Genomic DNA, 20,877 nt, shown 5'->3' with positions numbered 1-20,877 from the left:
GGGAATTTCCCCCGTTTTGGCCTTCAAACCTTATTTGCGGGGGAATACCTAAAGATACAAAAAAGCCAGCTAATTCGCAATATTTTGTGTATGAATTAGTTGGCTGATTTTATATTATTTACTGAATGTCCCTGTTTACCCGCAATCAGTTCCGTGGCATGCCCTCCCATGCGGGTCGACAGGTTACGGTCGAAAGGTGTAGGTGAGCCGCCGCGCTGGATATAACCCAACACGGTTTCGCGCGTTTCGATACCCGTTTCGTACTCTATTTCCTGAGCAATGTATTCGGCTGCCCGTTTCTTGCCGTCCGTACAGATGCCCTCGGCAACCACCACGATAGAATAAGGTTTCCCTTTCTTCAAACGGTTCAGAATCGTATCGCCTATGTTATGGATGTTATAAGAAAGTTCGGGAATCAAAATCACGTCGCCGCCACCTGCCATACCGGAATACAGCGCAATCCACCCGGCTTTGTGCCCCATGACCTCTATCACCATTACCCGCTTGTGCGAACTGGCGGTAGAATGCAGCCGGTCTATCGCATCCGTGGCGATGCTGACAGCAGAGTCGAAGCCGAAAGAGAAATCCGTCCCCCAGATGTCATTGTCGATAGTCTTAGGTACGGAAACGATATTCAGCCCCATAGCAGCCAGCTTGGCAGCCGTTTTCTGCGTACCGTTACCGCCGATACAGACAATGCAGTCCAACCCCAGCTCCTTCACGTTCTGCGCTATCAGGGCAGGCTTGTCCACATCGGACACCACTCCATTCTTCTTGAACGGCTTTTCACGGGAAGTACCCAGCATCGTACCGCCCAGGTTCAACAATCCCGACAGGGACTTTTCCGTAAAGGACTCCACATCTTTTGTCAACAATCCTTGAAAACCGCTGTGAATGCCTATCACCTCCATTCCATAATAGTTGATAGCCGTTTTGCAGACGCCGCGAATAGTCGCATTGATGCCGGGGCAATCCCCTCCTGAAGTCAAAATGCCGATTCTCATAATGTTTTAGTTTAAATTACGGTTCTTTTCACCTATACGGACGTAAAGATAGAAAAAAAAGAGAAAAAAGATAGAGATGCCGATAAATAAGATTATTTTTGCGCACTAAAACAGATTTCAAAAAGAACGATGAATATTACAAAATTTCTGAATAAAGTATACTTCACCCCCCGCTTGAAAGAAATCGAACTGTACACCAGCCATGCAGGCGAATTGCAGGCCGGTGTCCTGCAACGCCTTATACGTATGGCCGCCAATACGGAATGGGGTAAAAAATATGACTACGCATCTATCCGCACTTACGAAGATTTCAAACAACGCTTCCCTATACAAACCTACGAAGAAATAAAGCCCTACGTAACCCGTCTGCGCGCCGGCGAGCAGAACTTGCTCTGGCCTTCGGAGATACGCTGGTTTGCCAAGTCTTCGGGAACAACCAACGATAAAAGCAAATTCCTGCCGGTCAGCAAGGAATCCCTGCAAGATACCCACTACCGGGGCGGCAAAGACGCCGTGGCTATCTACCTGGGACAGAATCCCGAAAGCCGCTTCTTCTCGGGCAAAGGACTGATTCTGGGCGGCAGCCACAGCCCCAACCTGAATTCCAACCACAGCCTGGTGGGAGATTTGTCCGCTATCCTGATACAGAACGTACATCCGCTGGTCAACCACATCCGTGTACCGGGCAAAGAAATCGCCCTAATGAGCGAGTTCGAGCCTAAAATGGAGGCCATAGCCAACAGTACGCTCCATACCAATGTCACCAACCTTTCGGGCGTACCCTCATGGATGCTGGTACTTATCAAGCATATCCTCGAGAAAACCGGCAAACAGTCATTGGAAGAAGTATGGCCTAACCTGGAAGTGTTCTTCCACGGAGGAGTGGCATTCACCCCTTACCGGGAACAATACAAGCAAGTCATCAAAAATCCGGGAATGCACTATATAGAAACATACAATGCATCCGAAGGATATTTCGGCACGCAGAACGACCCTGCCGACCCGGCCATGCTGCTGATGATTGACTACGGTATTTTCTACGAGTTCATCCCCCTGGAAGACGTAGGTAAGGAAAACCCGCGCATCTGCTGCCTGGAGGAAGTAGAGCTGAACAAGAACTACGCAATGGTTATCTCCACTTCCGCCGGACTGTGGCGCTATATGATTGGAGATACGGTGAAATTCACCAATAACCGCCCGTACAAGTTCGTTATCACCGGACGCACGAAACATTTTATCAATGCCTTCGGCGAGGAACTGATTGTAGACAACGCTGAAAAGGGGTTGACAAAGGCATGTGCCGCTACCGGAGCACAGATTATAGACTACTCCGCCGCACCTGTCTTTATGGACGAGCGCGCCAAATGCCGTCACCAATGGCTGATTGAGTTCGCCCGAACGCCGGACAGCCTGGAAAAGTTCGCCAAAGTACTGGACGATACCTTGAAAGAAGTAAACTCCGACTATGAAGCCAAGCGGCAAAAAGACCTCGCCTTGCAGCCGCTGGAAATAATCGTTGCCCGGAAAAACCTGTTCCACGACTGGCTGGACAGCAAAGGCAAACTCGGCGGACAGCATAAGATACCGCGCCTCAGCAATACGAGAGATTATATCGAAGAGATGTTGAAGTTGAACTTCAAAGAATGATACCGCCGCCCAGCAGCAAACCGTCCTTATCATAGAAAGCGGCGGCCTGCCCCGGAGCGATAGACTCCAGCGGCTCCAACAGCGACACTTGCAGACAGCCGTCCGACCTCAAAGCGACCTGGCAGCGGTTCGCCTGCTTGCGATAGCGTATTTTTACAATTACCTCTTCCGCCCCCAGCACCCGTTTTTCATCTATAAGGTTCCAGTCTTTAAGGTACATCATATCCTTATATAAAGAAGCGAGCGGCGCAAGCACCACTTCGTTCGTTTCCGTCCTGAATTCCTTCACAAATACGGCACGGTTCAGGTGAATACCCAATCCGCGTCGCTGGCCTATCGTATAAAAAGGATAACCTTCGTGCCACCCCAGCAATTCGCCCTTTTCATCGACAAAACGCCCTTTCCCCGGCAATCGTTCCGCAGGTGCTTCACGCCTGAGGAAAGAGCGGTAATCCAGCGGGCAGAAGCACACGCCTATACTGTCTTTCTTGGTAGCGACATGCCCGAATCCGCGTCCGGCAGCATAGGCACGCGCCTCCTCCTTCGTCATATCGCCCATTGGGAGCAGCATACGCTGCAAGATATCCTGCTGCAAGCCCCATAAGAAAAAAGCCTGGTCTTTATCTTTGTCGGCAGCCGGAGCAATATAATATTTGCCTTCCGAAAGGACTTTACGCACATAATGCCCGGTAGAAATCCAATAAATCCCCTTTTCACCGGCAATCTTCGCCAACAGTTTCCACTTCAACTCGTTGTTGCAGACGGTACAGGGAACCGGTGTACGCCCCGCCAGGTATTCGTCTATGAAATAGCGGACAATACATTCGCGGAACATCCTCCGCGCATCATACGTGATATGTTCGATACCCAGCCTCGCAGCCAGCGCACGGGCATCCTCCAGGTATTCCGTCCTGCCGCCCGGCTCATAAAAACGGAAAGTGACTCCCGTTACCTCATAACCGGCCTCCTGTAACTTCATGGCAGCCACGGAACTGTCCGTACCGCCGCTCATCCCCAATAGCACACGTTTCTCTGCTTCCATAGAGGCAAAAATACAATATTCCTGCTGTATTTTTTATTATTTATTATAACTTTGTACTTTCAAACTCATTTTCAAACTTATGGAACAACAACTGACCGTTTACAACACTTTAAATAGGAAAAAGGAGTTATTCGTGCCCCTGCATGCTCCCCATGTAGGGATGTATGTCTGCGGACCGACCGTTTACGGCGATGCCCACCTGGGACATGCACGTCCTGCCATTACCTTCGATTTACTTTTCCGCTACCTCATGCATATCGGCTACAAGGTACGCTACGTGCGCAACATTACCGATGTAGGCCACCTGGAACACGATGCCGACGACGGCGAAGACAAAATCGCGAAAAAAGCCCGCCTGGAACAACTCGAGCCTATGGAAGTGGCGCAATATTACATCAACCGCTACCACAAGGCCATGGAAGCGTTGAACGTGCTTTCCCCGAGCATCGAGCCGCATGCGTCGGGACACATCATCGAACAGATAGAACTGGTAAAAGAGATTCTGAAGAACGGTTATGCCTACGAAAGCGAAGGCTCCATTTATTTCGATGTAGCCAAATACAATAAAGACCATCATTACGGCAAACTGTCGGGACGTAACCTGGACGACGTGCTAAACACCACCCGCGAGCTGGACGGACAGGAAGAAAAACACAATCCCGCCGACTTCGCACTGTGGAAACGCGCCCAGCCGGAGCACATCATGCGCTGGCCCAGCCCGTGGAGCGACGGTTTTCCCGGCTGGCACGCCGAATGTACGGCAATGGGCAAGAAATACCTGGGTAAGCATTTCGACATCCACGGCGGCGGTATGGACCTCATCTTTCCACATCACGAGTGCGAAATCGCACAGTCCGTAGCATCGCAGGGAGACGACATGGTGCATTACTGGATGCACAATAACATGATAACCATTAACGGGCAGAAAATGGGCAAGAGCCTCGGCAACTTCATCACGCTGGACGAGTTCTTCACCGGTTCGAATAAGGCGCTGACACAAGCCTACAGCCCGATGACCATTCGCTTCTTCATCCTCCAGGCGCACTACCGTAGCACGGTGGATTTCAGCAACGAAGCCCTGCAAGCAGCCGAAAAAGGACTGGCAAGGCTTCTGGATGCCGTGCACGGACTGGATAAGATTACCCCGGGCAAAGCCTCTACGGTAGACGTAAAAACACTGCGTGCCAAGTGCTACGAGGCCATGAACGACGACCTGAACTCTCCGATAGTAATCGCCCACCTCTTCGACGGCGCCAGAATGATAAACAACATCATTGCAGGCAACGACACCATTACAGCCGACGACCTGAAAGAGCTGAAAGAGACTTTCCACCTCTTCTGCTTCGACATATTGGGACTGAAAGAAGAGAACAACTCCAACGAAGAACGGGAAGCCGCCTTCGGCAAAGTAGTGGACATGCTGCTGGAAGAACGCATAAAAGCCAAAGCCAACAAGGATTGGGCTACATCCGACAAAATCCGCGACGAACTGACAGCATTGGGTTTTGCTATCAAGGATACCAAGGACGGCTGCGAATGGAAGCTGAACAAATAGAAAACTAAAAGACGAATCCGAAGCCGGCGTACCAGCCGAGCTTCTTCGTCTGGTTAGACCAGTTCAGCTCTATCTCCAACGGCCCCAGAAGGCTATTATACATATAGCCGATGCCCGCTCCCACCAGATTATAAGACCGGGGAGCCTCGAACAGCTCATGCAACTCACCGGAACTGCGCCCGTAGTTCCCCGTTACCGACACATACTGGCTCTTGAATATACGTTGGCGGAGCTTCAACCCGGCAACGACCAACGACCCGGAAGCCAGCTCCGCACGGTTAATCCCCGCAAAAGGAATCTGCTGGGGCATATAACGTCCGGCTATATTCCCGCCGACCATATTAACGACGGCAAAGGAATAGTTGTCGCCACCGGCCAGCACACGCCCGTCGAGCGACGGAATAACCGTGAAATTCCTCAGCGGAGTAAAACACCCTTGCCAATGCGCCGAGAAGGCGGAAATGGGACTGCTACCTTCGTACCGGAACAGGTTGTCCGTATAAAGGCGGTACATGACAGACCACGACAAGCCTTTAGTAGGCACGCTTCTCCCATTCAGGCTGTTGTACAGAAGCCCGGCAAAATAAGTAAACAGAGACTTATTCCTGAACATAAGGGCATCCACCGGCTCCAGCGACAACAAATCATGGTAATTGTAATGTTCGAAGCTAAGCCCCGCACTCACCTGAATCCTGTTCCAGTCCTTTGCCGCTCCGGCGGTAAGCTGCTGGTGCGTGAAAGTCAAGTCGAGTGTACGTTTCCCCTCATTATAGATATTGATGTCCTTATAGTCGAACTGGTAATTAATCCCCGCCTGCCAACCCTTGCTCCACTGGTAATTATAACCGGCCTTCGCCATAGTACGCTTTCCCAAGCGGGCGGTAAGGCTTACCTGGGACTCTTTCTGCCTGCCCAGGTAAATATCCGTATTCGCCTGCAATGCCGCCAGTTCTTCCGTATCGAAGCGGATGCCTACATTCAGCTTATTCTCCCGTATGGCAGGAGCCGCTATCTGCGGGTCGACGGAAATCGTACTGCTCTCTTCCGCATCGGGAATGGGGAAAGGAGCGGGACGGTGGGGCTGGTAATCCGCCTGAAGTCCCATTTCGCCTTTCAGTGCAAGCAACTTGTCCCAGTTTGCCATAGCCGCCTGCTCGCCCCGTACAATCAAGGTATCAATCGCCTCTTTGGTAAAACTTGCCGCGGAGTATCCCGATACATCCACCTTGATATGCAGATTGGTTTTGCGCAGGTTCTCCCGGTACTTTTCCGCCCCTTGCAGATTAATGATTTGCCCGAAGATATCCTTCACCGATTTCAGCCGCGAGGCATCCAGCAAAGGACTCTGCACATCCACCCCTATAATGAGGTCGGCGCCCATTTGCAAAGCCACATCCACCGGATAGTTGTTCACCATGCCGCCGTCTACCAAGACCATGCCATTCAGGTCGACGGGTGCAAACACGCCGGGTATCGACATGCTGGAACGCATTGCCGTTGCCAGAATTCCCTTATGGAACACCACTTCGCTCCCGTCCACCAGGTTCTCGGAAACGCAGGCGAACGGAACAGGCAGGCGGCTGAAACTGACAGAATCCTGGTAACCGTCGGTCAGTACCGAGAACAACTGTGCGATATTTTTCCCCTTGATAATTCCCGCATCCGAAATATCCGCCGATTTCAAGGTAAAAGGCACAGACAATACATAACGTTCCGACCTCAAACGGTCGTCCAGCAATACATCCTTAGGATTGGGGGCATCCGACAAGAGGAACTTCCAGTTCTGCGCATTCACCATGCTGTCCAGTTGTTCCGGAGTATAGCCTATGGCGTACAAACCGCCTACAATGGCTCCCATGCTGGTCCCCACCACATAATCTATCGGAATACCCGCTTTTTCTATCACTTTCAAGGCTCCGATATGCGCCGTTCCTTTCGCGCCGCCACCGCTCAGCACAACGGCCACCTTCGGACGCCCTTGCGCCGCCAGCAACAATGGAAACAGCAACAACCACCAGGCTAATAACTTATATTTCATTTTCGTATGGATTTACATGAGTAAGAGAAAATAAAACAACTTACCGCGCCGATAGTTCACTGCCGCCAAGAACGGATGCCGCCAGGCATATAAATAAAAAAAGGTCTTTCTTCACAGAAAAACCTTTCTTTCCTACAAGAGGATGTACAACAAAATTGCTACAACCTCGTACAACAGTTATAATGTTATTTATCGTATGGTATCATATTGGAGAGGATACGCTCCCTGTACCAAGGGTCGTCAATCTCTTTCAAGACCTTCCCCATTTCCGCGCACAGCTCGTCCACAATCTCCTTATTCTCCTCCAACGGCAGGTTATTCATCTGATAAGGGTCTTTGAGGTCGTCGAACAGCAGGCTCTTTACAAGCTTACGGTCGTCGCGGTCTATATAAAGCGCCAGCGTATAATGAGCCGACTTAAAGCCGCGCGATGAGGGGAAATAAGAACGGATTTTACCGTCCGCATCCCTCTTTCCGTCCAGGTTCTGGATATAGAGCGCACCCGTAGGACGCACGACATCGGCCTTTTCATCGAAGAACAGCGGGGCGTAGTTGCGTCCCTGCACATCCGTAGGAATAGAATCGGACAGACCCGCCAGCCCCAGCAAAGTAGGCATGATATCCGGCGAGGAAAGCATCAAATCGTCCAGACGGGGTTTAATCTTATCGGGGAAACGGACGATGAAAGGCACGTTCATAGACTCGGAGAAAGGCGAATTCTTGGGGTCGTCCGTACGCTGGCTGCACATCGTTTCGCCGTGGTCGGAAGAAAAGACTACGATTGTATTCTTATCCAGCCCCAACTCCTTCAAAGCATCGAGTATCTGTCCGAAAGCACGGTCTACCCCCGTTACCGAAGCAAAATAATAACGTGCGCTTTCCGCCTTCGCCATTTTGGGGTCGGCATTGGGGCGTACCAGCAGGCTGTCTAACGGTTGGTCTTTGTACAGGTTGAAATCCTGCTCCATACAGTCGTCCAGTGAACGGTACGGGCTATGCGGCGGGTTCATGCCCACCATGATAAAGAACGGTTTCTTCGGGTCGCGCACATTTCCTTCATTCTTCAAGTAAGAAACGACCTTGCCGGCCTCGTGCAGCGGCGACCACTCGCGCGGTTCGTGCCGCTTGCCGTCCGTATCCCAGTAATGCGGGTTCTTATGCTCGTCGAATGTGCCGTAAGAGTACCAGTAGTTAAATCCGTGGCGGCGCTCCCTCGGCGTATAAGCATCCCATGCCGGCACACGGTCTTCCACGTATTTTCCCGGACGTTGGGGGTCGTTGGGAGTGGGGAAGTCGGCATGCAGCTTGCCGAAGTAGGCACAGTCGTATCCCGCGTTGCTGAATACGTCGCTCACACAGTCCACATCCTCGCGCAAAGAGCTGATAGGACGGTCTGAGTTGCAATTCAAGGGAATACCGCTCTTATTGGGATACATCCCCGTGAGTAGCGAACCGCGGTGAGGGCTACTCAACGGACAGTTACTCATGGCGGAAGTAAGTACCAAAGACTCCCGTGCAAACTCGTTCAGGCGGGGAGTATGTACCGGGTCGTTCCGGAAGTTCACCTTCTCGCGGAACCCTTCCTGCCCCCAGAACTCCATTGCCTGGTTACGATACTGGTCGGGAAAGACATAAATGACATTGGGCTGTACGGCCTGTTCAGCCTGCGGAGCTTTACACCCCTGCAAGGCGAACAAACCTAAACCACCTAACAATATATTCAGTTGACTGTTCATTTTTCCAAATCTCTTTTACGCATTAAACCCTCCAGGAAATAATAATCGGCATAATTCAGCGGAACATCGATTTCCGCACCGTGAGGAATACTGCCTACCGAATGCATCAGGATGAAGTTGCCGTTGGTTCCCACCTCGGCACGGTAAGCCGGGGAAGCGAGGCTCTCCATAATCTTATCCGCTTTTTCCTTGTAGCCCTTGCCCGGAATATACGTACTCAGTTCGTAAAGCGCAGAAGCCGTACAAGCTGCGGCGGAAGCGTCACGGGGTTCGTTCGGAATCTTCGGAGCGTCGTAATCCCAGTAAGGAACCAAATCTTCCGGAAGATTCTTATGGTTGAAGATGAAATCATACACTTTCTCTGCCTGCTCCAGGTATCTGGCATCCTGCGTATAGCGATAGCACATCGTATAGCCGTACAAAGCCCATGCCTGCCCGCGTGCCCAAGCCGATTCGTCGGCATAGCCCTGTGCGGTCTGACGCTTGCGTACCTCACCGGTTTCGGGGTCATAATCCACTACGTGGTAACAACTGTTGTCGGCGCGGAAATGATTTGCCATAGTAGTATCGGCATGCTTCTTTGCCACATTATAGAAAGTAGAGTCGCCTGAAAGCCTGGTAGCCTCGAACAACAACTCCAAGTTCATCATATTATCGATGATGACCGGACATTTCCAGCCGCGTTCCGCCTGCCAGCCCTTATCGGCATCCCAAGACTGAATGACGCCCGCACCCGGGCGGAAACGGGTAGACAATGACTTGGCAGTCTGGATAATCACCGGCTTATATTCCTCCTTGCCGGCAAAACGGTAACCGTTCAGATAGCTGGAACCAATCATAAAACCTACATCATGATGCCAGGTAAGGTACTGCACGGAATCCAAAGCCTCCGTATACTTCTCTGCCAGCGGCAGCCACTTCTTGTCGCCGGTAAGCTCGTACGTGTACCAGATGTTTCCGGGGAAGAAGCCCGAACACCAGTCGTCGATAGGAACATAACGGATACTGCCGTCCTCATTGAGAGTACGAGGATTGAGGATTTTGCCGGATTTCTCGATAATATCCGTCTGAAGTGTCTCTTGAGCCACTGCATTATCGATATTCTCCTGGATGAAGTCATTCGCGGTTTGCTTTTGTCCTGCGCAACCTGCCAAAACAAGAAAAGAAATACCCAAGGTAGTAAGAGCTGTTTTCATAATAAGGGATTTATTTAAATTGTCGATTTTTTCGAAGGCAAATATAGCGCAGGCATATGGAAATGACCCACCTAAATCATCCAATTAAAAGCTAAAATTGTTACATTTGCACCGGAAAGCATATATTTCCCTTTTTATATGCCGACCGCCAATCATTAGTCGTTAACCATTAATCCCCAACCAACATGACTCCACAAGAATTTTTCAAGAAAGACCACTTCGCCGGCAGAGTCGGTGTGGAACTGATAGAAATAAAAGAAGGATACAGCAAAGCACGCCTGGTTATCACGGAAGAACACCTCAATGCCGGACACCGCACCCAGGGCGGAGCCCTCTTTACACTGGCCGACCTTGCCCTGGCGGCAGCCGCCAATTCGCACGGCGCACTGGCCTTGTCACTTTCCTCCACCATTACATTCCTGCGCAGCAGCGGCACGGGCGATACGCTGTATGCCGAAGCGCGCGAACGGTACATCGGACGCACCACCGGATATTACCAGATAGACATCACCAACCAAAAAGGAGAGCTGGTAGCGACATTCGAATCCAGCGTTTTCAGGAAAGGAGACGTGCTTCCGTTTACTTTATAACGACAGAAGACATCGGATAGCGGTTGCCCCTCACGCTCTTAAGGAAAGCTTTCGCCGAGCCGAAGTTCAGGTACATATCCAACCGAATGGGAAGGTGGTTCTTGTCGTCGGAGATAAAGAAGGTGATAACCTCCTTCTCTTTCCCCTTCTTGTACTCCACGAACGAGAATACGAGGCAGCGGTAGATTGTATCGTTATTCGCCTTCACCTCCTCCTTGCCGCGGTAAATCAAGGTCTGCTCCTCCACCCTGCGCCCCGTTGCCATGGGAAACAATATCTTCTCGCCCACCGTATAGTCGCGGGGGTCGTAAGAACGCGCCTGCGCCAGGATGCTCAACATATCGAAGATACAACGGCTGTCGCTGTATTCCATTTCCTGCGGCTCGCGCACGGGGCTGTGCCAGGTGCGCCGCTGCTTCACGGTAGACACGCCGTCGTTGTACGAAAACCATGCCTCGTCCACCGTATAGCGTTTTCCCTCCTCCGCCGCCTTGCGGAAATAGAGCGGCTCGAGCTTGTCGCTCACATAACAAGTCAGCGTATCGCGCATCTTAAAAAAGAAATCCGTCTTTTTGCTGCCTACGGAAAGAAGATTGAAACGGAATGCAGGCTGGGAATGATACGTGGTGGCATTCGTAGTGAGGCTCGCCAACCCCACCTTCTTCCAGATGAATTTCCAGTTAAAATACAAGTCGTACATAACATGCTCCCCCGACTGGAACGCCTCGTTCCTCGCCGCACACTGAGCCTGCACAGGCATCAGGCTGCCCAGGCACAGAAGCCCGGCCAGCAGGAACAGCCCCAGCACCCGTTTCCGCCTAATAACTGTACCCCCTGCCGCTATTACCGCTGCTGTTACGGCTATTCCGGTTATTCTTCTTTTTCTTGTCTTCATCTGGCTTTTGTTTTTTTAGTTCGTCCGGCTTTTGCTTATCCAGCGGCCTTTCCTTTACGTTCCAATCCTGGATTAAATCGAAATTAGCCTTGAATTCCAGCACCTGAGGATAGTAATAGACCATTTCCGGCTGGCGCTTCGTAGCATAGTCCCCGGTGTCCCATACCCCGTTTCCGTTCGTATCGTTAATGAGCCGCGCCCCGTATTTACCCGGATTCAGATAATAAAAATCCGCTTTCCCCTCTACCACCGGCACAGTCCGCACCACCTTATCCTGAGCATCCAGCAGCTCTACGAACGCCAGGGAGTCGGCGCCGGTAATATTAAAAAATATCTGCCCGTACTCCTCCAGCTTCTTCACCCGGAACTCCTTCTTCACCTTATCGGTGAATAAGCCGTACAATCCGTGAAAAGCGGTCGAGTCCACCTCGAAAAGATAATTCTCGCCCGGCTTCCAGTCGGCATACAGGTTATAACGTTTCAAATCCAGCGAATCCCGCATAAAGTCGAACTCCACATCCTGCCACAACGAATCCACCTGCTGCCTTACGTGCAGGGCGGTATCATTGATGCTGGCTATCGGTTCCGGGAAGCTCAGCGTAATATAGTCGTACACATCCATGTCCGAAGGGGCATACACATCCATTGCCAGGAAAGGCGTCTCTTCCTTCTCCTCCTCTCCCTTCTTCCTTCTCTTCTTCTTCTCCTTCTCGGCTTTTTCCTTCGCCTCCTGCTTCTTTTCCTGCAACTTCTGCCAGCTCACCTTCGACACCATTCTCAAAGTATCCGTCCGGGGAACCAGTTGTTTCAGGCTGTCCGTGTACAAATAGGTAAGGCTCATCCGCAACGTATCCTGCCGGTAGAGCAGCGAATCCTTTATCCAGTAATGAATGGTATCGTTTCTTCCGGTGGTCTGCTCGACGACAAAAGCGTCCTTTTCATCGAAATTCAGCCCTTTCAGCAGAGGCAGGCTGTCCGCCGGAGCCGTAAAATAGAAAGAGAACTTCTCCGGGGTGAGGCGCTCCGTTTTCATAAGGCGCTGCGAGAAAGTCTTTTCCTTGAAGCTGCGCAAAATCACATCGTCCGGCAAGAAATGGGTGTACTGCCGCTCTATAATCGTATCTACCGTCAAAGAGTCTTTCCAGAGAGTATCCTGGCGGGTGCGCTCCTCCATGGAAGGGATGATAATCGAGTCGTTGAAAGCTATGATTTCCGTAGGCTGGGAGAACTTGAAATTCTGGTCGGCATCCATTAAAGCATAGATGCGGTACTTTCCCGGAGCCACCCCGCGAATGGAGAACTGCCCCCGGCTGTCCGTACGCCCCACACGGCTGAAAGGCAGCGTGGTGAAGGCGGAGTCCGCCAAGTTAGCATGCAAGCCCACCAGCAACCCCTTTACCGGCTCCAGGTTCGAGGCATCGAGCAAAGTCCCGGCAATAGCCATGGAATCGAGCTCCGCACCCGTGGAGAAAGTGTAGGTGAAACTCGGCATCGCGTTCCCCTCATTATTGTCCTGGATAGCGTCGGCAAAATCTATGGTGTACGTGGTATTGGCCTTCAGCGTATCCTGCAAATTAACCACCACCCGCTTGCCGCTCGCCTTTATCTCCGGCTGCTGCACCTGGGGCGGGGAAATGACCACCTTCTCATTCGCCTTCTCCAGCTTGATGAATTCGTCAAACTCGATTGATATTCTCGTCCTTTTATTATGGAGCGTGCCCGGCAGCGGGGAACTCGTGACGAAACGGGGCGGTTCCTCGTCTATCGGGCCACCTTCCAGACGGCCTACACTGGCGCAGGAATACAAGACAGCCACCCCTGCGGCTACCCCGCATAACCGGCGTATAAACGGTTTCATTCTATTATGGCGTCTACAATCTAACATAGTGCAAAAATAAGGGTTATCCGGCAATTAGCAGTATGCTTTACAGTATTTTAATCAAAAAACAGGCATTTCTCCCGCCTATATATAAAACATAGTTAAAAAACAAGGATATTCATACCTTATATACCGGGAAAAGAATAATTTTGCGGCTGAAAACTGAATAAGAGCATTCAGTTTTCAACGGCTATCCTTGTTTCTACTATGATTTACACACGAAAAGCTACGGATTAATCAGAATAAAACTATACAGAGAATAATAAAGAGTATGAAGAGTAGATTAGTATTATTGGCATGTTGCCTGGCACTGCTCAGCAGTTGCGGACAAGGTGACAAAGGCACGGGCAAAGCACCCGAATTTGCAGTGATTGCAGTAGAAACTACCACTGCTAACTTGACAAACAGCTATCCGGCTACTATCAAAGGTAAACAAGATGTGGAAATCCGCCCGATGGTGAGCGGTTTCATCACGAAGTTGCACGTGGACGAAGGTTCCGTAGTACGTAAAGGGCAAGTATTGTTCAGCATCGACCCCGTGCAGTACCAGGCTGCCGTGAACTCCGCCAAAGCTGCGGTCGAAACAGCGAAGGCAGCGGTAAACACCCAGGAACTTACGGTAAACAACAAACGCACGCTGAACCAGAAGAATATCATCAGCGACTACGACCTGCAAATGGCCGAAAACCAATTGGCGCAAACCAAGGCGCAACTGGCACAAGCGGAAGCGCAACTGGTCAATGCCGAGAACAACCTGTCATATACCAGTGTAACGAGCCCCAGTGACGGCGTCGTAGGTACGATTCCCTACCGTGTGGGCAGCCTGGTAAGCCCCTCCACGACTACTCCGCTGACTACGGTTGCCGACATTTCCGAAATGTTCGCATACTTCTCCATGACCGAAAGACAGCTCCTGTCGCTGATACGCGAAGGCGGCAGCACCCAGGACATCCTGGCGAAGATGCCCCAGGTACAACTGCAACTGATAGACGGAACCATGTACGCCGATAGTGGGCGCGTAGAAACTATCAGCGGCGTTATCGACCAGACCACAGGCGCTGTGAACATGCGCGCCCTGTTCCCCAACAAGCACAACATCCTGCGCAGCGGCGGTACGGGCAACGTAGTATTCCCCAATCCTATGGAGAATGTAATCATGATTCCGCAGTCGGCAACCAACGAAATACAGGACAAGAAGTTCGTATTCGTCGTACAGGCGGACAACACGCTGAAAAATACCGAAATACAAGTATTCAGCCTGAACGACGGCAAGTACTTCTACGTTACCGGCGGTTTGAAAGCAGGCGACAAGATTGTGATAGAAGGCGTACAGAACCTGAAAGACGGCCAAAGCATCACCCCTATCACTCCCCAGGAGAAAGAGGCCGAATACCAGAAGGCTCTCAAAGACCAGAAAGAAGGCAATATCCAAACTGCATTCAATTAACGTTTAACGTTTAGCTGCCCCGGCGCGGAACAACAGCCGCTGCCGGCAGCCAAACCCTAACAACTAAACTAAATAGCATGAAATTAGATAGATTCATTAATCGTCCGGTGCTATCCACGGTAATCTCTATCCTGATAGTAATCCTGGGATTTATCGGCCTGGCAACACTGCCTATCACCCAATATCCGGACATTGCGCCTCCTACGGTATCGGTACGTGCCACCTATACCGGCGCCAACGCCCAAACGGTGTTGAACTCCGTCATCGCACCGCTGGAAGACCAAATCAACGGTGTGGAGAACATGATGTACATGACCTCCAACGCCTCCAACAACGGCTCCGCCGATATCTCCATTTACTTCAAGCAGGGAACCGACCCGGACATGGCAGCCGTCAACGTACAGAACCGCGTGTCCATGGCACAAGGCTTGCTGCCTGCCGAAGTAACCAAAGTCGGCGTAACCACGCAGAAGCGGCAAACCTCCATGCTTATGGTATTCTCCATTTACGACGAGAAAGACCAGTACAACATCGAATTCCTCGAGAACTACGCCAACATCAACCTCATCCCGGAAGTAAAACGTGTAAACGGTGTGGGTGATGCCAACGTGCTCGGACAGGACTACTCCATGCGTATCTGGCTGAAACCCGATATAATGGCACAGTACAAGCTGATACCCAACGACGTATCCAACGCACTGGCCGAGCAGAACATCGAAGCCGCTCCCGGCCAGTTCGGTGAGCGCGGCAACCAGAGCTTCCAGTACACTATCCGTTATAAAGGCCGCCTCCAGCAGCCCGAAGAGTTCGAGAACATCGTTATCAAAGCCCTCGAGAACGGTGAAGTGCTCCGTGTGAAAGACATCGCCGACATCGAGCTCGGACGTCTGTCCTATAACTTCAACAACACCGTAAACGGACACAAGGCAGTATCCTGTATCGTATACCAAATGGCAGGAACCAATGCCACACAGACTATCAGCGACCTGGAAAAAGTGCTCGACGAAGCATCCGCATCATTGCCCTCGGGCTTGAAAATCAACATCGCGCAAAGCGCCAACGACTTCCTGTTCGCTTCTATCCATGAAGTAATCAAGACATTGATAGAGGCATTCATCCTCGTGTTCATCGTGGTGTACATCTTCCTGCAAGACATGCGCTCCACGCTGATTCCCGCCATTGCCATTCCGGTGGCGCTGATTGCCACCTTCTTCGTGCTGAAGCTAATCGGTTTCAGTATCAACCTGCTGACCCTTTCCGCCATGGTGCTCGCCATTGCGATTGTGGTGGACGATGCCATAGTCGTCGTCGAGGGCGTCCATGCCAAGCTCGACCAGGGCTATAAATCGGCAAGGACCGCATCTATCGACGCCATGCACGAGCTGGGCGGCGCTATCGTATCTATCACCCTGGTGATGATGTCCGTATTTATCCCGGTAAGCTTCATGGGCGGTACGGCAGGAACATTCTACCGCCAGTTCGGTCTTACCATGGCAATCGCTATCGGTTTCTCCGCACTGAACGCCTTGACGCTGAGCCCCGCGCTGTGTGCTATCTTCCTGAAGCCCCACGACGAGCACGGCGAAAAGAAATCCACGTTCGTGAACCGCTTCCACACAGCCTTCAACGCACACTACGACAACCTGCTGAAAAAATACAAGAAGAACGTACTGTTCTTCATCCAGAAGAAATGGCTCTCCGCCGGAATCGTGGCAGCCTCTATCGTCCTGCTGATATTCTTCATGAAGATTACCCCCACGGGCATGGTTCCCAATGAAGATACCGGTACTATCATGGGCGTAGTGACACTGCCCCCGGGCACATCGCAGGAACGTGCAATGGAAGTGCTGAACCGCGTAGACAGCCTGGTGGCCGCCGACCCTGCGGTAGAATCGCGTACGGTAATCTCCGGCTTCAGCTTCATCGGCGGCCAGGGACCCTCCTACGGTTCGCTCATCATCAAGTTGAAGAACTGGGAAGAACGCTCTACGATGCAGAACTCTACCGTGGTCTACGCCACACTCTTCATGCGCGCCCAGAAGATTATCAAGGAAGCCCAGGTACTGTTCTTCGCTCCGCCTATGATTCCGGGATACTCGGCATCCAGCGACATCGAGCTGAACATGCAGGATAAGACCGGCGGCGACCTGAACCACTTCTACGAAGTAGTGAACAACTACACCGCCGCCCTGGAAGAACGTCCGGAAATCAACTCCGCCAAGACGAGCTTCAACCCGAACTTCCCGCAATACATGCTGGACATCGACGCGGCAGCCTGCAAGAAAGCAGGAATCAGCCCCAGCGACATCCTGAGCACCATGCAGGGATACTTCGGCGGTCTGTACGCCTCCAACTTCAACAGCTTCGGTAAGATGTACCGCGTAATGATTCAGGCAGAGCCGAATGCCACCAAGAACCTGGAATCCCTGTCGAGCATCAAGGTACGTAACGGCAGCGAAATGGCTCCTATCACCCAGTTCGTCTCTATCAAGAAAGTGTACGGACCGGATATCATCAGCCGTTTCAACCTCTACACCTCCATGAAAGTCATGGTAGCCCCCGCCACCGGTTACACCTCCGGACAGGCACTGGCCGCCATTGCAGAGGTAGCCAAAGAGAACCTACCTACCGGTTTCGCCTACGAGCTGGGCGGTATGGCGCGTGAGGAGGCCGAAACCAGCGGCAACACCACCGGCCTGATTTTCGTACTCTGCTTCGTCTTCGTGTACCTGCTGCTGAGTGCGCAGTACGAAAGCTACATCCTGCCGCTCTCCGTATTGCTGTCCATTCCGTTCGGTCTGCTGGGTAGCTTCCTGTTCGTCAACGGCATGAGCGCCCTGGGCAACATCTCGGTGCTGAAGATGATAATGGGCTCCATGTCCAACGACATCTACATGCAGATTGCCCTGATTATGCTAATGGGTCTGTTGGCAAAGAACGCCATCCTGATTGTAGAGTTCGCCTTAGACCGCCGCAAAATGGGTATGAGCATCACATGGGCTGCCGTCCTGGGAGCCGCCGCCCGTCTGCGTCCTATCCTTATGACCTCCCTGGCGATGATTGTGGGTTTGATTCCGCTGATGATTGCCTCCGGTGCGGGCGCCAACGGTAACCGTACGCTGGGTACTTCCGCAATCGGCGGTATGTTAATCGGTATGATATTGCAGATATTCATCGTACCCGCCCTGTTCGTAGCCTTCCAGTACTTGCAGGAGAAAGTCAAGCCTATGGAATGGGAAGATGTGGATAACTCGGATGCAGAACCTGAGATTGAACAATATACGAAATAAATGCAGTTACGAGCGGTGACAGCACCGCCCGTAACCTCAAAAATACGATTATCATGAAGAAAATAATAACGCTGGTGTGTGCAACTGCTTTACTGAGCAGTTGCCACATCTACAAATCATACGACAGACCCGAAGATATTACAGTGGAAGGCCTGTATCGCGACACCGTTGTCGGTGGCGATACCCTTGCCGCCGACACTGCCAATTTCGGTAACCTGCCCTGGAAGGAAGTCTTTACCGACGCCCAGTTGCAGACGCTCATCGAACAGGCACTCGCCAACAACGCCGACCTGCGCAGCGCCGCACTGAACGTAAAGCAGGCACAGGCCGCACTGATGTCCGCACGCCTGGCATACGCCCCCACACTGTCGCTCTCTCCGCAGGGCACGGTAAGCAGTTGGGACAAGGGCAAAGCCACCCAGACCTACTCGCTGCCCGTAACGGCAAGCTGGCAGATAGACCTGTTCGGCCAGTTGCTCAACCCCAAGCGCAAGGCGCAGGTATCCTTGAAACAGACACAGTTCTACGAGCAAGCCGTGCAAACCCAGGTCATCGCCAACGTAGCCAATATGTACTACACCCTGCTGATGCTCGACCGCCAGTTGCAAATAAGCGAGGCCACCTGCGACATCCTGAAACGTAACCTCGAAACCGTGGAGGCAATGAAAGACGCCGCCATGACCAACAGCGCAGCCGTAGAGCAAAGCCGCACCGCCTATGCGCAGGTACTGGCTTCCCTGCCCGACATCCGCCAGAGCATCCGCGAAACGGAGAACGCCCTGTGCCTGATGCTGAACCAGCCCGCGCAGAGCATTGCCCGCGGCACACTGGAAGCCCAGGAGCTGCCCGCCGAGTTCTCCACCGGCATCCCCTTGCAGCTGCTCTCCAACCGTCCCGACGTGAAAGCCGCCGAGATGTCGCTGGCCGCCAGCTACTACGACACCAACAGCGCCCGCGCCGCATTCTATCCGCAGATAACCCTGAGCGGTTCTGCCGGGTGGACCAACAGCGCCGGTTCCGCTATCGTAAATCCGGGTAAGCTGCTGGCATCCGCTATCGGCTCGCTCACGCAGCCGCTATTCTACCGCGGCGCCAACATCGCCCGCCTGAAACAGGCAAAAGCCCAGGAAGAACAGGCAAAAATCCAGTTCCAGACCACGCTGCTCCAGGCAGGCAACGAAGTGAGCAACGCCCTGTATCAGTACCAGATGACCTCGGATAAAGCCGTTTCGCGCGAAATCCAGGTAAATTCTGCCCGCAAAGCAGCGGAAGATACGAAAGAATTGTTTAACTTAGGCACGTCGACCTACCTGGAAGTCCTGTCTGCCGAGCAGTCTTACCTCAGCGCACAGCTTTCGGAAGTAACCGACACCTTCGACCGCATGCAGGCGGTGATAAGCCTGTATCAGGCATTGGGCGGAGGAAGAGAGAAATAATTTACGGAGAGCGGCCGGCTGCGTGCAGCCGGTGCTGCCTCCGAAGTTCATCATTCAAAACTGAACAACATGATTAGTCCATTAGCATCAGTAGATTCTACCGCAAAAATCGGTAAGAATGTAACCATTCAGCCTTTCGCTTACATCGAGGGAGATGTGGAAATCGGTGATGACTGCGTGATTATGTCGAATGCCAGTATCCTCAAGGGTACTCGTTTAGGTAAAGGAAACAAAGTGCATCACGGCGCCGTACTGGGCAGCGAGCCGCAGGATTTTCATTACACGGGCGAAGCGAGCCAACTGATTATCGGCGACAACAACGACATCCGCGAAAACGTGGTCGTTAGCCGCGCCACGCACGAGAACAACAGCACGCGCATCGGTAACAACAACTACCTAATGGACGGCGTACACCTCTGCCACGACGTACAGATAGGCGACCACTGCGTACTGGGCATCAAGAGCACGGTAGCCGGCGACTGCCGGATAGACGACTATACGATTTTAAGCAGCAACGTCATCCTGCACCAGCACTGCCACATAGGCAGTTGGGTACTGATTCAGGCAGGCTGCCGCATCTCGAAGGATGTGCCGCCCTATATCATCATGAACGGTAACCCGGCAGAGTACCACGGCATCAACGCAGTGGTGCTGCAACACCAGCACCAGGTTACGGAACGCATCCTGCGCCACATCGTAAACGCCTACCGCCTGGTATATCAGGGGAATTTCAGCATACAGGATGCCTTGCAGAAGATTGAAGACCAGGTTCCGATGAGCGACGAGATACGCAACATCATCGACTTTATCCGCAACTCGAAAGGTATCGTGAAATAGATTTGCAGTACATAAAAAGAGCTTACAGCGTGTAGCGGGGCTTGCCGGAGGAAACAACGGCATCCGCTACACGCTGTTTGTTTTTGCGCGCCGCCCGGCGGAGAGCCGGCGCCTCCGCACTGCAAAGTTGCCGCACCCGCTACGTAAAGTCGGAATTAAAGTTCGGTTTATAAGAAGCAAAGTTCAGTTCTTATAAACCGAAGTTCGATTTGTAAAAACTAAAGTTCGGTTCCAAGATTGCGCAGTAACGGAGCCGAGTATTCCCTGCGGAGGCGGCAACCTTCC

The 20,877-nt window shown here is 52.1% G+C and carries 14 protein-coding genes; 7 read left to right on the top strand and 7 right to left on the bottom strand.

Annotated features, from left to right (window positions below):
• Positions 1–95: 95 nt before the first annotated feature.
• A complete protein-coding gene (locus C233_RS0118110) occupies positions 96–1,004 on the bottom strand; it encodes an ATP-dependent 6-phosphofructokinase (protein WP_018668948.1) in 909 nt (302 codons plus the stop codon).
• Between the two features lie 129 nt (positions 1,005–1,133).
• Between C233_RS0118110 and C233_RS0118105 the strand changes: the two genes are divergently transcribed.
• Positions 1,134–2,651: a GH3 auxin-responsive promoter family protein gene (locus C233_RS0118105; protein ID WP_018668947.1), complete on the top strand. Its 1,518-nt coding sequence runs from the start codon at positions 1,134–1,136 to the stop codon at positions 2,649–2,651.
• On the opposite strand, the gene mnmA is transcribed toward C233_RS0118105, so the two are convergent.
• On the bottom strand, positions 2,641–3,693 hold the full coding sequence (gene mnmA / locus C233_RS0118100; RefSeq protein WP_018668946.1) for a tRNA 2-thiouridine(34) synthase MnmA: 1,053 nt from the start codon (positions 3,691–3,693) through the stop codon (positions 2,641–2,643). The two genes, C233_RS0118105 and mnmA, sit on opposite strands and share 11 nt — an antisense overlap.
• Before the next feature lie 79 nt (positions 3,694–3,772).
• Between mnmA and cysS the strand changes: the two genes are divergently transcribed.
• On the top strand, positions 3,773–5,248 hold the full coding sequence (gene cysS / locus C233_RS0118095; RefSeq protein WP_018668945.1) for a cysteine--tRNA ligase: 1,476 nt from the start codon (positions 3,773–3,775) through the stop codon (positions 5,246–5,248).
• Between the two features lie 4 nt (positions 5,249–5,252).
• Here cysS and C233_RS0118090 read toward each other — a convergent pair whose 3' ends face one another.
• The 3 genes from C233_RS0118090 to C233_RS0118080 all read right to left on the bottom strand — a co-directional run bounded on the left by C233_RS0118090 (position 5,253) and on the right by C233_RS0118080 (position 10,218).
• Positions 5,253–7,286: a patatin-like phospholipase family protein gene (locus tag C233_RS0118090; protein WP_018668944.1), complete on the bottom strand. Its 2,034-nt coding sequence runs from the start codon at positions 7,284–7,286 to the stop codon at positions 5,253–5,255.
• 185 nt (positions 7,287–7,471) lie between these two features.
• Positions 7,472–9,022, bottom strand: a complete 1,551-nt coding sequence (locus C233_RS0118085; protein ID WP_018668943.1) for a sulfatase family protein — start codon at positions 9,020–9,022, stop codon at positions 7,472–7,474.
• Positions 9,019–10,218: a glycoside hydrolase family 88 protein gene (locus C233_RS0118080; RefSeq protein WP_018668942.1), complete on the bottom strand. Its 1,200-nt coding sequence runs from the start codon at positions 10,216–10,218 to the stop codon at positions 9,019–9,021. The genes C233_RS0118085 and C233_RS0118080 overlap by 4 nt, the downstream gene beginning before the upstream one ends.
• A 185-nt stretch (positions 10,219–10,403) precedes the next feature.
• Here C233_RS0118080 and C233_RS0118075 point away from each other — a divergent pair, with 185 nt between their 5' ends.
• Positions 10,404–10,808, top strand: coding sequence for a hotdog fold thioesterase (locus C233_RS0118075; protein WP_018668941.1), 405 nt, complete (start codon positions 10,404–10,406; stop codon positions 10,806–10,808).
• Here C233_RS0118075 and C233_RS0118070 read toward each other — a convergent pair.
• Both C233_RS0118070 and C233_RS0118065 read right to left on the bottom strand, forming a co-directional pair.
• Positions 10,798–11,703, bottom strand: a complete 906-nt coding sequence (locus C233_RS0118070) for a DUF3108 domain-containing protein (protein WP_081626133.1) — start codon at positions 11,701–11,703, stop codon at positions 10,798–10,800. The genes C233_RS0118075 and C233_RS0118070 overlap by 11 nt on opposite strands.
• Positions 11,627–13,588, bottom strand: coding sequence for an Ig-like domain-containing protein (locus tag C233_RS0118065; RefSeq protein WP_025069095.1), 1,962 nt, complete (start codon positions 13,586–13,588; stop codon positions 11,627–11,629). The genes C233_RS0118070 and C233_RS0118065 overlap by 77 nt, the downstream gene beginning before the upstream one ends.
• Positions 13,589–13,853: 265 nt before the next feature.
• On the opposite strand from C233_RS0118065, the gene C233_RS0118060 reads away from it, so the two are divergent.
• From C233_RS0118060 to lpxA, 4 genes are all read left to right on the top strand, one after another.
• A complete protein-coding gene (locus C233_RS0118060; RefSeq protein ID WP_025069094.1) occupies positions 13,854–15,029 on the top strand; it encodes an efflux RND transporter periplasmic adaptor subunit in 1,176 nt (391 codons plus the stop codon).
• A gap of 77 nt (positions 15,030–15,106) precedes the next feature.
• Positions 15,107–18,319 carry an efflux RND transporter permease subunit gene (locus C233_RS0118055; RefSeq protein ID WP_018668937.1) on the top strand — a complete coding sequence of 1,071 codons (3,213 nt, stop codon included), beginning with the start codon at positions 15,107–15,109 and terminating at the stop codon, positions 18,317–18,319.
• 53 nt (positions 18,320–18,372) lie between these two features.
• A complete protein-coding gene (locus tag C233_RS0118050; RefSeq protein ID WP_018668936.1) occupies positions 18,373–19,755 on the top strand; it encodes an efflux transporter outer membrane subunit in 1,383 nt (460 codons plus the stop codon).
• A gap of 69 nt (positions 19,756–19,824) precedes the next feature.
• Positions 19,825–20,592, top strand: a complete 768-nt coding sequence (gene lpxA, locus C233_RS0118045; RefSeq protein WP_018668935.1) for an acyl-ACP--UDP-N-acetylglucosamine O-acyltransferase — start codon at positions 19,825–19,827, stop codon at positions 20,590–20,592.
• The last annotated feature ends 285 nt before the right edge of the window (positions 20,593–20,877 follow it).

This window comes from Bacteroides gallinarum DSM 18171 = JCM 13658 (assembly GCF_000374365.1).
Taxonomy (GTDB): domain Bacteria; phylum Bacteroidota; class Bacteroidia; order Bacteroidales; family Bacteroidaceae; genus Bacteroides; species Bacteroides gallinarum.
The sequence above is the reverse complement of the archived record's forward strand: the minus strand, read 5'-3'. Positions and strand labels throughout refer to the sequence as shown.